Here is a 12,343-nt window from a genome sequence, read left to right on the forward strand (position 1 = left end):
GCAATAAAGATTGCCATCATTGGGCCATAACCTAAGAACCAACCCCAGAAGAATACCGTCCAACCACCTAGCCACGCTGTATCTTGTCGGTAAAGCGCCATTGGGATGAAGTTATCGATCATTTCACCCATGCCTTGCAAGTAGCCATCAACGATGAAGCTTGTTGGACCCACAAGAAGGATGTAGCCGATCAGGCATACAGACAAGATGATGTTGTAACGGCTAACCAGTTGAATGCCTTTGTTCACGCCGCTCAATGCAGATAGGGTGTACATGGCGATGGCGAATAGAATAACGATGCTCTGCGTAGCAAAGCTATCTGAGATACCAAACAGTTCACTTAGCGCATAACTGATTTGAAGACCTAAGAAACCAATTGGGCCGATAGTGCCTGCTGCAACAGCAACAATACTACATGCGTCGACTACGTTACCAATCCAGCTATTGATCGCTTTGTCGCCCAGTAGCGGGTAAAGCAGAGTACGAGGTTTAAGAGGGAGCCCTTTGTCGTAGTGTAGGTGCATCAGTACGATAGAGGATAAGCCACCTAAGATTGCCCAAGCAAGAAAGCCCCAGTGCATGAAAGACTGAGATAGGGCGTTGAATGCCATTGCTTGAGGATCAGCGTTGCCGTATAGAGGCGGAGCAGAAACGAAGTGAGCAATAGGTTCTGCTGCTGCCCAAAATACACCACCGCCTGCGAGCAGCGTACATAGGACAATCGACATCCATTTGAAGGTAGTCATTTCTGGAAGGGCAAGTTTACCCAAACGAACGTGACCAGTGCGTCCTAGTGCAAGTACTAAGCCGATAATGAAGTTGAGTAGTAACAGAACCTGCCAAAAAGCACCGAACCATTTAGTTGAGTAACTAAAACCGATGTTTACAAGTTCTGACAACACCGAGGTGTTGGTGAAGGCAAGAATGACAAAGAGGGTTAAAAAGCTCCCACTTAGCCAAAATACTGGATTTCCAAGCTCCAGTTTTTCACCCAAAGATTGGGCTTTAGTGAAGTTAATAGAAGTAGATTCTGCGTTGATGTTTTCGTTGGCGACTTGCGTCAAGTTGGACATTATTTCTTCGCTATATTTGGCTCTTTCAAGCCTATGTATTTCTCCCACACTTGCATTGGAAATGTGAGGTTCGTCAAAAAAAGCCGCGATACTATCACAGTTGTTAAGAAAAAGTGGGCGAATTTAGAAAAGAAATCGGTTCTATGGCTAAATCACTCCCTTTTGGTTAGTTTTAAGACGAAATTTCAGAACGAATGAATAAAGTCGATATGAATAGAGTTTTGTAATTAATGAGGTGAATTAGGCGATATTTTTTAGCGTACCGAAATAAATTTAATATTAGTTGTTCGTGCAAAATAAGTGTCGACTCATTGCATGCTATAAACAAATTAATGCGAGTCATTTTATAAATATCGAATATTTTAGGTGTTAAATTGGCACTGTTACCTACAGTTGTTTTGCGAAGAAATTTAAGTGGTGAGAAATATGACACTTAAATTAAGCATCTTGAAACAATAACTTAAGGGACAGCTAACATGCACCTAAACCAAGGAAGAGTGGCCAAGAAGGTTTTTACACTCAGTACTCTCACCGCGTCATGCTTAATGGCGTTCAATAGCTACGCGGCTGTTGATTGTTCAACGTTAGAAGCGTGGGATTCTGCCACGGTATACACCGGTGGTGATCAGGTTTCACATGACGGCAGCGCGTACTCAGCGAATTACTGGAATCAAAACAACAACCCGAGCCAATTTGAAGGTGACTATGCACAATGGAAAAAGATTGATGTGTGTAGCGGCGGCGGAGATGGTGGCACGCCAAATGAAGCGCCAACCGCTTCGTTAACAGCACCTACCGCGTCAGATGTGATCGTTGAGGGCGATAATGTCGTGTTAAGTGCTACGGCACTTGATGCTGATGGTAGCGTTGCTTCAGTAGAATTCTTTGTCGATGGTACTTCCGTCGCAGTAGTAACAGCAGCACCATTTGAAGCGACTTGGGCTGCAACGTCTGGCAACCATCAGGTTTCTGTTGTAGCAACAGACAATGAAGGTGCAGCGGGTGTAGCAAGCGCGGTATCTGTTTCTGTTGACTCACTACAGCCAGGTAATGAAGCGCCAACGGTATCTGTTGCACTTTCAGCGGCTTCTGTAGATGTAGGTGGCGTGGTAACACTCACGGCAACGGCTGCAGACAGTGATGGTACGGTTGATAAAGTCGATTTTTATGTGGCTGGTTCTTTAGTTGGAACGGCTGCAACAAGCCCGTATACGCTTGACTACACAACCACTCAAGCAGGTACTTTGTCTGTTTACGCCAAAGCGACCGACGATCAAGGCGCAACAACGGATTCAGCCTTGGCTTCTTTGAAGGTAAATGGTGCTCCAACGGTGAGTACATGTCGTCCTGATGGTTTGTATCAAACTCAAGGTGTCGATGTTCCTTACTGTACCATTTACGATGATGAAGGCCGTGAGAAAATGGGCGCGGATCACCCTCGCCGTGTGATTGGCTACTTCACCAGCTGGCGTGCAGGGGACGACCCACAAGCGGCTTACTTAGTAAATGATATTCCTTGGGAACAACTCACACACATTAACTACGCGTTCGTGAGCATCGGTTCAGATGGCAAAGTGAATGTTGGTGATGTCAATGATCCAAATAATGCTGCGGTAGGGAAAGAGTGGCCGGGTGTAGAAGTCGACCCTGCATTAGGATTCAAAGGTCACTTTGGTGCGCTGGCAACCGCGAAGAAAAAACATGGTGTTAAAACGCTAATCTCAATTGGTGGTTGGGCTGAAACGGGCGGTCACTTCGCGACTGACGGAAGCCGAGTTGCTGATGGTGGCTTCTATACTATGACGACCAATGCTGATGGATCTATCAACCACCAAGGCATTGAAACATTCGTGACTTCAGCGGTAGAAATGCTACGTAAATATCAATTCGATGGCCTAGATATTGATTATGAGTACCCAACGTCAATGGCCGGTGCGGGTAACCCATACGACAAAGACTTCATGGAACCGCGTCGTGAGTACCTATGGGCCTCATACCAAGTGCTGATGAAAGTACTGCGTGAGAAGCTTGATGTGGCGTCTGCTGAAGATGGCAATCACTACATGTTAACTATCGCGGCACCTTCTTCTGGTTACCTGTTGCGCGGTATGGAAACATTCGATGTCACTCAATATCTCGATTACGTGAACATCATGTCTTACGACCTTCACGGTGCTTGGAACGATCACGTTGGCCATAACGCTGCCTTGTTCGATACAGGTAAAGATTCAGAACTAGCACAGTGGAACGTATACGATACAGCGGCCTATGGTGGTATCGGCTACCTGAACACGGATTGGGCTTACCATTACTTCCGCGGTTCAATGCCAGCTGGTCGTATTAACATCGGTGTTCCATATTACACGCGTGGTTGGCAGGGCGTAACCGGTGGTGAAAATGGTCTTTGGGGCCGAGCTGCACTGCCTAATCAATCTGAGTGTGCCGCTGGTACAGGTGAAGGCGAGAAGAACAACTGTGGTCACGGTGCGATTGGTATCGATAACATGTGGCACGATACCGACCCTAAAGGAAACGAAATGGGCGCAGGTTCGAACCCAATGTGGCATGCGAAGAACCTAGAGAAAGGCATTTGGGGTTCTTATGCGGATGCTTACAAGCTTGATCCTGTAAACGATCCAACAGATGTTCTAAGAGGCACTTACACGCGTAACTACGACAGCGTGGCGGTTGCACCTTGGCTATGGAATGCTGAAAAAGGCGTGTTCCTTTCTACGGAAGATAAAGAGTCTATCAACGTGAAAGCGGACTACGTTATCGACAAAGAAATCGGCGGCATCATGTTCTGGGAACTGGCTGGTGACTACAACTGTTATGTACTTGATGCAAGTGGCAACCGCACAACGGTTGATACTACAGAGCAAGCGTGTAACAGCGGTAACGGTGAGTTCCACATGGGTAACACAATGACTAAAGCTATCTACGATAAGTTTAAGTCGGCAACGCCATATGGAAATAAAGTCGCGACAGGCGCAATTCCTAACGAAGCATTAGACATCGCGGTATCGGTTGGTGGCTTCAAAGTTGGTGACCAAAACTACCCAATTAACCCTAAGATCACGTTTACCAATAATACGGGTCAAGCACTGCCTGGCGGTACAGAGTTCCAGTTTGATATTCCTGTATCTGCACCAGACAACGCGAAAGACCAATCTGGTGGTGGTTTGACTGTGATCGCGTCGGGTCATACTCGTGCGGATAACATCGGTGGCTTAGACGGTACTATGCACCGTGTAGCCTTCACATTACCTGCATGGAAAGAGCTTCCTGCTGGTGGTGTGTATGAACTGGACATGGTGTATTACTTACCAATTTCAGGCCCTGCAAACTATGCCGTTAACGTAGGTGGTGTCGATTATGCCTTTAGCTTTGAGCAACCAGATTTACCTTTGGGTGATATCAGTTCTGGTGGCGGTAACCCTGGCGACGGTGGCACAAACCCTGGTACTTGTGATACTGCTGGTTTAACTGTGTACCCAGATCTGCCTCAGAAAGACTGGGCCGGTAATCCAAGCCATGCTAATACGGGTGACCAAGTGGTTTACAACGGCAGTATTTACCAAGCTAACTGGTGGACAAGTTCTGAGCCGGGCAGTGACGGTAGCTGGACCAAAGTGTGTTCATAGTATTGATTTGTTGATAGAGGTGAGAGCCTTCTAGCTTAGCCTCCTTAAACAAACCACTTAACGTAGAGTTAAACGCTGAACTTAATCATGTTCGGCGTTTTTTTCATGGTCTTACTATGCTTTACGCCTGTTATGTCCGAACGGTGAAAAAGTAGAAGGTAGTGAGCGTGTAGAGGAATAACAGATATAAAAAAGCCCAAATAGATCGCTCTATTTGGGCTTTTTCAGAATAGTTTGAAATCGCTAGTCGCTAAATTAAGCTTTTGCTTCTTTCATCGCTTCCGCTTTTTTTTCCTTTTGCATTTTTGCAAGGAAGTAGATGTTTACACATGCGATGAAGCCGTTGGTTGCTACCACTGGCCAAGCGTCAATCATAACGCCGTATGCTGTGAAGAGTGCACAGCCAATAAAGTTAAGGACACGCAGGCGAACGATATCTTTCATTGTTAATGAAATTGCGACCATAATAGACGCAGCGTAACCTAAAATCTCAACCATATTGAATTCCATTGTTTGACCCTCTTAAATTTGCCGATACTTTGTCGGTACCAATTCTTCTCTTCATGAGATGATTGAGGAAGCTCCGTGCCTCGAATGGTCTGGTTATGTTTAACGGGGTAGACTATACCAACTCCGTTTTTGTGATTAAACCCCCAAAATAGGTAGAAGTGAAGGTTAGCGATTACGCAAACGTTTAATGCATTTTTGCCTAACATAATTACCGTTTATGTTGGTGGTTAAATTGATAGTTATTGATATATAGGTAAGGGCTCTAACCATGATAAAACGATCCATTTGTGCAACAAAAAGCATAAAGACCGCTGTGCTTATGACCTTGATGAGCATTGGGCTGACGGCATGTACGACCCAACAGCAACTGCCTGTGCATGATTATGGTGTCGTAACCAGCGGTGACTTCGAGTTTATGAAAAATGGCGTCACGACTTATTCATGGCACCCACAATCAGAACAGGTATATCTCTCTAAGAAATACAATGAAACCGTCGTGACTGACATGGTACGTGATGCAATTGAAGAGCAGTTAACTGAAAAGGGGTACCGCTTAGAGCAAGGTGGGGGTGTTGGTGACGTGGTGGTTGGCTTTGGCCTAGCCGAAGAGTCAGAGCTGAATGACAACTCCATTTTCGACGCGGTTCAGCTCTCTACAGGTGTTCCATTCTATGATCGAAAGGGAAAACTCGCCGAAAAAGGCTCTCTATACATTGTGTTTTCAGTGCCAAATTCTCAGGTGATCCAGTGGCGAGCGCTAGCGCAAACGGGTATTCAGGCCGATCTTGAAGCAAGTGAGAGCAAAGAGCGAATTTCTGGTTTTGTGGAGATGCTATTTAGACAAATGCCAGAGAGATAAATAGCAAATACTAAGTTGGGGTAGTATTTGCTTGGTCAATATTAACGGTCGGAAAAATGAACAGATCGCAGAATATACTTTTTTATTTGTAACTAAAGGTACATTTGCGTAAAGCAACGTAAAGTTCGCGCTTCTTTTGCTAGCATTTGTCTATACTGGTCAAAACGTTAACTTGGGTTTAATTCAATGAAACTGTTCTCCAAATACTCTCCCCCTTTATTAAGTATATTCATTGTAAGTAACGCAGCGATGGTTAGCACAGCAGCTATCGCCGCACCTTCTATAGTACCGGCTCCGCCAAGTTTGGGCGCGAAAGGGTATGTGTTAATCGACTTTAATTCGGGTGATGTGCTCGTAGAAAAAAATGCGCATACCAAGTTGAACCCAGCAAGCTTGACCAAACTGATGACCAGCTACGTGGCAGGTCAGGAGATGAAGCGAGGCAACATCTCCGCAGATGATAAAGTCAGAATCAGTGAAAACGCTTGGGCAAAGAATTTCCCTGACTCTTCAAAAATGTTCATCGAAGTAAATACCGACGTCGCGATGATGGATCTATACCGAGGCTTGATTATTCAATCGGGTAACGATGCCAGTGTAGCGATCGCGGAGCATGTTGCAGGCTCTCAAGATGCCTTTGTTGATTTGATGAACTCTTGGGCTGCTTCGCTTAAATTGGAAAATACTCACTTTGCAAATGCGCATGGTTTAGACGCTGACGACTTATATTCAACGCCTTACGATATCGCAATGCTTGGCCGAGCAATCATTAAAGATCTACCAGATGTCTATGGCTTATACAGTGAGCGTTCTTTCAGTTACAACGGTATCACGCAACATAACCGCAATGGCTTGCTCCGTGACAGAAGTTTAACGGTTGATGGCATGAAAACCGGCTACACCTCGGGTGCGGGCTACAGCTTAGCGAGCTCGGCAACACAAGGTGAAATGAGACTTATCGCAGTGGTGATGGGCGCATCAAGTGTTAAAAGCCGTGAGTCAGACAGCAAGCAGCTTCTAAGTTACGGCTTCCGATTCTTCGATACGCTTAATGTCCACCAAGGCGGCGACCAAGTGGCTGAAGAGAAAGTGTGGTTTGGCGACCAAGACACTTTGAAGCTTGGGGTTGCAGAAGACACGTTTATCACGCTACCTAAGTCAGACAGCAAAAAGCTCACCGCATCTATCGAATTAAACTCGGAACTCAAAGCGCCGATTACAGAAGGTCAAACTTTAGGTGTCGTTCATTACACGGTTGATGGTGAAGATGTTCAAACTCAGCCTTTGATCGCACTTGAATCGGTTGAGCAGGGTGGCTTATTCAAACGTTTGATGGACTACATTAAATTGTTCTTCTCAAGTCTGTTCTAAACGAACTGGCACCAGAGAGAAAAGTAAAACGACTGGGCGCTGTGATTTGATCACAGCGCCTTTTGTTGTTTTAGAACGGGATAAAGCGAGGTGAATAACGTTCTTTATTAGCAGTCGCTGATGGTTTCGATTACTATACGCAAAATTTAGCAGTGTAGTTACTTATGACCATAGAGATAAAGAACATCACCGAACCTGAAGTAACTTGCGCCAATTGCCAGGCATGCTGTTGTCGTTTAGAGGTTATGATCATCACCGATACCGGTGTCCCAGAAGAGCATATTGCTTACGATGAGTGGGGCGGTGAAACCATGAAACGTTTAGATGATGGTTGGTGTTCAGCGGTAGATAGGGAAACACTGATGTGTACGATCTATGAAAACCGACCATGGATCTGCCGTGAGTTCGAAATGGGCTCTTTTGAGTGTGTCGACCAGCGTAAAGAGGTGATGGGTTAGCTTGTGTTAGCAACCGGTTGATCCATATTATTAAATCAATATACGATTTCTTGTAAGTCAGGGCTTTATATCTCGATTTGATATAGAGCCCTGATTCGTTTTACTGATTTAGTTTTGTGTGAGAACGAATCGATTTAGAACTCAGAAGGCACTTCAAATTCCATCCATTCCCCGGTTGTTGGGTGAATCAGTTTGAGGTAGCCCGCATGAAGGTGCAGTCGTTCGCGTTTGTAGCCATATAGGTCATCACCACGAATTGGTACGCCAAGTCCTTGTGGGTGAGCGCAGTGTACGCGTAGCTGGTGGGTACGGCCTGTTTTAGGATACAAGTACACCTTAGTTTTTCCGTTGTTGGTGCTGACCGCTTGCCAGTGCGTTTCTGCATTACGCCCATGTTCATGACAAACGAGTTGTCTTGGTCTGTCGGTGATATCGCCACGTAAAGGAAGGTTGATGTCACCAGATTCGCCATTTATTTCACCATCAAGCAGTGCGGTATAACGTTTTTCGACCGTTCTATCGATGAACTGCTTCTGGATGTGTTTGTTGGATTCGGCCGTCAGCGCCAAGATCAACAATCCAGATGTCGACATGTCTAGTCTATGGATAATCAAAGGGCCGGTGGCATTCGGGTAGCGCGCTTTAATACGTGTATAAACCGAGTCTTCGATAAACTTGCCTGGAACCGACAAGAACTCTTCGGGCTTGTTCACGACCACGATCTCTTCATCTTCATAAATAATATCGAACGACTTACCGACCGCAGGGTTTACGATAAGCGGATTATCTTCTAGCTCAATGCCACTGAGTTGATGCTCAAGGATCTCAAAGCTTTTGCTCTGGCAAACCGGGTAAAGGTTTCCGTGTTGTCGAATAATATCTGTTGGCGGTATTCCCCACCAAAACTCGGCTAAAGCTAACGGTTTAAAGCCGTGTTCAAAGGCAAAGTTAAGCAATTTAGGTAGGCAGCAGTCACCAGAGCCTTCAAGCGCGTCTTTACCATCTAACAATTCAAGCAGGCTCTTTGACTCTGCCGCTCGGTTGATAAAACGATAGTGAGTCAAGCGCTGTGTTTCTAATTCTGCAGAAATGGCGTGATAGTCGCTCTTACGGTTTTTAAGCTCGCTTTCGATAGCGTCTACTTGTGATTGCTTTTCAGCGATCTTCTGTTTCCACTCGATACGAAGTGCTTTGAGGTCTCGCTTCTCTTGGCTGCTTTGATTACCTAACTGCTTAAGTAGATTGGCCGCATACTCTAGATTACCGAGTGCTTTCTCTTGGTTAGCTTGCTCTCTCAGTTCATTGCGCTGTGCTTTGTTGGCAGCCATAGCGAGCTGAAATGCTTCTACTGCTTTGCTCGCGTCGTTTTTAAGTTCGCTCAGCGTTGAAGTCAGTTCATTTAGGTTATGAGTTTGCTCTAGGTTCGTAATGTCGTTAGCTAATGTCGCTTGCAGGATTAAGCCTTGCGTGTTTAGGGCCTGAAACTGCTGCTTATCAAAAGCAGAAGGAACAAAGGCGGTACTCGATACCAGAGGCTCCAAAGACGAATCTAGCTGCAAACCTGAGAACGCAGAAAGGTATCCCAATTCTTGAGTTTGAGGGTGTTGAACCAGAAGAACGGCATAGAGATTACCTTGTGATGTTTCATTCACACCACAGTCAAGCAGTGACTGTTGAAGCTGCTGCATCGCTATTTCACACAGTGGATGCGGAGTATAGTAATACGGGAATGTAAAACGCTCTGGCAGCGATAAGGTTTGATTCGCTGTTTGGTTTAACGTGTGCAGTGGTGTGTATTGAGCAAGGTTTGCTGACATGAAGATCAAACTCTATGGGTATTCAGTTTAGAGCTCGATATTGTTGTCGAAATGAAGGTAAATGAGAAGCCAAAGCGAAAGATAAATCGGCTTTGGCTTCATTTAGGCGGTCATTTTCACGCTATGGACGCATTGAATAGACAAAATCTCGATTAATTGGAGTGTTCTAACTCGAGTTGTTCCGCCTTTTGGTAAGCAGGGTGGCTCGCTAAAAGGTCACCGTATTTAGCAATGTTAGGGTAAAGCGCAGTTGCACCAAAGTTACCGACGATTTCTACGATGAATGACATCATGAAATCGGCACCAGTGAGTGTTTCGCCTACAAGATAGGTTTTGCCTTCAAGAGATTGGTTTACGAAGGTCAGGATCTTTTGATTTTCGTCATCAGCATAACCACCAAGGAAGTTTGTTTCGGCGCCGTCTTTCATCACGAAGATCTTAAGCAGCATTGGTAAAATGCCCGAACTTTCAGCAAAGTGTAGCCACTGAGAATACTCAACGTATTCGGCTGTGCCGCGTGCTGGTGCAAATTTACCTTGGCCAAACTTGTCTATGAGGTACTCAGTAATCGCGCCAGATTCACTGATCACCACGCCATCATCTTCAATGACTGGAGATTTACCAAGAGGGTGAACAGACTTCAGTTCAGGTGGTGCTAAAAACGTGACACTGTCTCGTTGGTAAGGTTTGATTTGATAGTCGACACCAAGCTCTTCGAGTAGCCAGATGATGCGCTTAGAACGCGACTTATTCAGGTGATGTAAAGTAATCATAATTCTGCCTATTCTATCCTTGAGCTATTTTGGTTCGTTAGTTTTGATAACAAGTTTGCCGAAGTTCTGGCCTTCTAACAGACCTATGAAAGCTTGTGGTGCTTCGTCTAGACCTTCAATTAGGTGTTCGCGATAGTGCATTTTTCCTTGAGACAGCCATTCAGTCATTTGAGTTGCGAACTCATTGTAACGGTGCGCGTAGTCGTCGAAGATAATGAAGCCTTGCATCTTAATACGCTTAACTAGAAGGGTACCCATAAGGCTAGATATACGGTCTGGACCCTCAGGAAGTGATGTCGCATTGTATTGTGAAATAAGGCCACAAACAGGAATTCGAGCGCCTGTATTTAGAAGAGGCATCACTGCATCGAATACCTTGCCGCCAACGTTTTCAAAGTAAACGTCGATGCCGTTGTCACACGCTTTCGCCAATTGTTCTGCGAAGTCATCTGCCTTGTGGTCGATACATTCATCGAAACCAAGAACCTCTTTCGAGTACTGACACTTCTCTTGACCGCCAGCCACGCCAATGACACGACAACCTTTTAGTTTACCGATTTGTCCTACGGTAGCGCCAACTGGACCAGTTGCAGCCGCTACCACTAACGTGTCGCCTTCTTTCGGTTGGCCGATATCCAGTAAACCCATGTAAGCGGTAAAGCCTGGCATACCCATAATGCCCAGTGCGTAAGAAGGGTGAGTCGGCTCTTTTCCTAGCTTGATAAGACCTTCACCATTCGACACGCCATAATCTTGCCAGCCTGTGTAAGCCAACACCCACTCGCCAACTTCAAAGTCGCTGTTGTTTGATGCTTCAACCTGACAAACAGTTGCACCAACCATCACCTCATCAATAGCGACTGGATTGGCATAAGATTTTGCATCATTCATACGGCCACGCATGTAAGGGTCGAGAGATAGGTAAACCGAACGAAGTAACATTTCACCATCGTTGATTGTTGGAGTAGCAACGGTTTCTAAGCGGAAGTTATCTTGAGTTGGTGCGCCGACAGGGCGAGAAGCTAATACGATGCGACGATTGTCTCGTTCAGTCATTGGATGTCCTTAATTTTATATTGTGTTTATTTGAAATTAGACCAGTCGTCTAGTATTGTTTCCTAAAAATCCCGCCGTCATCAAGTTGATAAGAGGGCGGGTGATTTCTTTTAAGCTAAAACAGTAAATGCCAATAAAACGCAGTGCGCGTTAATGGCCTTCACCTTTTAAAATTTGTTCGGTAAGGCGTAATGCCGATTCTAAGCTCTGCGAACTTTGGCTTAACTTGCTTAATAAACTAGCGCCTAGCCACATTGAGTATAGGTTCTGGGCTGCTTCTTGGCTGTTTTCTACCGAGATAGAGCTATCTTCAATACCGCCAACAATACATTGCTGGATGGTTGTCGTGACTTTCTCAGCACCTTTTAACAGAGCCTGGCGCATAGGATCAGAAAGGTCTGATACTTCAGCACTGAGCTTAACCACTAAACACTTGTGTGCGTTACAGGTGCCATCTTCAGTTTTCGCCCATAGTGAAAAGTAACCCAGAATTCGTTGATAATGGTTGCCTTCACCGTGCACTAAAATGGATTCAATCTTAGTGATGTAGTTTTCAAAATAGTGCTGGATTAGCGCCTCACCAAATTGCTCTTTTGATTTAAAGTAGTGGTAAAACGACCCTTTCGGTACTTTCGCTTCTTTAAGCAATTGTGATAAGCCAACGCCATTAAAGCCGTTGTTCACTATTAATTGATAGCCGACATCTAAAATATGCAGGCGTGTGTCATTCGTTTTCTCGTTCATGGTCGATACTATAATTTAAATTAGACCAGTCGTCTAGT

At 45.2% G+C, this 12,343-nt stretch carries 10 protein-coding genes; 4 read left to right on the forward strand and 6 right to left on the reverse strand.

The features are described 5' to 3' along the window. Nucleotides 1-1,073 (reverse strand): BCCT family transporter (locus BCT81_RS15845; protein WP_102425054.1); only part of this gene is annotated, 1,073 nt, incomplete at its 3' end. A gap of 476 nt (nt 1,074-1,549) precedes the next feature. On the opposite strand from BCT81_RS15845, the gene BCT81_RS15855 reads away from it, so the two are divergent. Next, nucleotides 1,550-4,717: a glycosyl hydrolase family 18 protein gene (locus BCT81_RS15855; RefSeq protein ID WP_102425055.1), complete on the forward strand. Its 3,168-nt coding sequence runs from the start codon at nt 1,550-1,552 to the stop codon at nt 4,715-4,717. 255 nt (nt 4,718-4,972) lie between these two features. On the opposite strand, the gene BCT81_RS15860 is transcribed toward BCT81_RS15855, so the two are convergent. Next, nucleotides 4,973-5,227, reverse strand: a complete 255-nt coding sequence (locus BCT81_RS15860) for a YgjV family protein (RefSeq protein ID WP_008219360.1) — start codon at nt 5,225-5,227, stop codon at nt 4,973-4,975. Between the two features lie 268 nt (nt 5,228-5,495). Between BCT81_RS15860 and BCT81_RS15865 the strand changes: the two genes are divergently transcribed. The 3 genes from BCT81_RS15865 to BCT81_RS15875 all read left to right on the forward strand — a co-directional run bounded on the left by BCT81_RS15865 (nt 5,496) and on the right by BCT81_RS15875 (nt 7,915). Further along, complete coding sequence (locus BCT81_RS15865; protein ID WP_102425056.1) at nt 5,496-6,086, forward strand: DUF4136 domain-containing protein; 591 nt, start codon at nt 5,496-5,498, stop codon at nt 6,084-6,086. 186 nt (nt 6,087-6,272) lie between these two features. Then, entirely contained in the window at nt 6,273-7,457 is a 1,185-nt protein-coding gene (locus tag BCT81_RS15870; RefSeq protein ID WP_102425057.1) for a D-alanyl-D-alanine carboxypeptidase family protein, read from the forward strand. A gap of 164 nt (nt 7,458-7,621) precedes the next feature. Beyond that, entirely contained in the window at nt 7,622-7,915 is a 294-nt protein-coding gene (locus tag BCT81_RS15875) for a YkgJ family cysteine cluster protein (protein ID WP_080566553.1), read from the forward strand. 134 nt (nt 7,916-8,049) lie between these two features. Here the strand turns inward: BCT81_RS15875 and BCT81_RS15880 are convergent, their stop codons facing one another. From BCT81_RS15880 to BCT81_RS15895, 4 genes are all read right to left on the reverse strand, one after another. Continuing rightward, the gene (locus tag BCT81_RS15880) at nt 8,050-9,732 is read right to left on the reverse strand and encodes an RluA family pseudouridine synthase (RefSeq protein ID WP_102425058.1); all 1,683 of its coding nucleotides are present in this window, start codon (nt 9,730-9,732) and stop codon (nt 8,050-8,052) included. A 152-nt stretch (nt 9,733-9,884) separates the two neighbouring features. Further along, nucleotides 9,885-10,505, reverse strand: a complete 621-nt coding sequence (locus tag BCT81_RS15885) for a glutathione S-transferase (protein WP_102425059.1) — start codon at nt 10,503-10,505, stop codon at nt 9,885-9,887. Nucleotides 10,506-10,529: 24 nt separating this feature from the next. After that, nucleotides 10,530-11,561 (reverse strand): NADP-dependent oxidoreductase, encoded by a 1,032-nt coding sequence (locus BCT81_RS15890; protein ID WP_102425060.1) that lies wholly within the window; start codon nt 11,559-11,561, stop codon nt 10,530-10,532. Nucleotides 11,562-11,711: 150 nt separating this feature from the next. Next, on the reverse strand, nt 11,712-12,305 hold the full coding sequence (locus tag BCT81_RS15895; protein WP_102425061.1) for a TetR/AcrR family transcriptional regulator: 594 nt from the start codon (nt 12,303-12,305) through the stop codon (nt 11,712-11,714). Between the last annotated feature and the right edge of the window lie 38 nt (nt 12,306-12,343).

The organism is Vibrio sp. 10N.261.52.A1 (assembly GCF_002876325.1).
Taxonomy (GTDB): Bacteria; Pseudomonadota; Gammaproteobacteria; order Enterobacterales; family Vibrionaceae; genus Vibrio; species Vibrio chagasii.

Bases quoted from the DNA above. Each gene is read 5' to 3' on its own strand.
- BCT81_RS15855 (WP_102425055.1), top strand. From the start codon at position 1,550: ATGCACCTAAACCAAGGAAGAGTGGCCAAGAAGGTTTTTACACTCAGT.
- BCT81_RS15860 (WP_008219360.1), bottom strand. From the start codon at position 5,227: ATGGAATTCAATATGGTTGAGATTTTAGGTTACGCTGCGTCTATTATG.
- BCT81_RS15865 (WP_102425056.1), top strand. From the start codon at position 5,496: ATGATAAAACGATCCATTTGTGCAACAAAAAGCATAAAGACCGCTGTG.
- BCT81_RS15870 (WP_102425057.1), top strand. From the start codon at position 6,273: ATGAAACTGTTCTCCAAATACTCTCCCCCTTTATTAAGTATATTCATT.
- BCT81_RS15875 (WP_080566553.1), top strand. From the start codon at position 7,622: ATGACCATAGAGATAAAGAACATCACCGAACCTGAAGTAACTTGCGCC.
- BCT81_RS15880 (WP_102425058.1), bottom strand. From the start codon at position 9,732: ATGTCAGCAAACCTTGCTCAATACACACCACTGCACACGTTAAACCAA.
- BCT81_RS15885 (WP_102425059.1), bottom strand. From the start codon at position 10,505: ATGATTACTTTACATCACCTGAATAAGTCGCGTTCTAAGCGCATCATC.
- BCT81_RS15890 (WP_102425060.1), bottom strand. From the start codon at position 11,561: ATGACTGAACGAGACAATCGTCGCATCGTATTAGCTTCTCGCCCTGTC.
- BCT81_RS15895 (WP_102425061.1), bottom strand. From the start codon at position 12,305: ATGAACGAGAAAACGAATGACACACGCCTGCATATTTTAGATGTCGGC.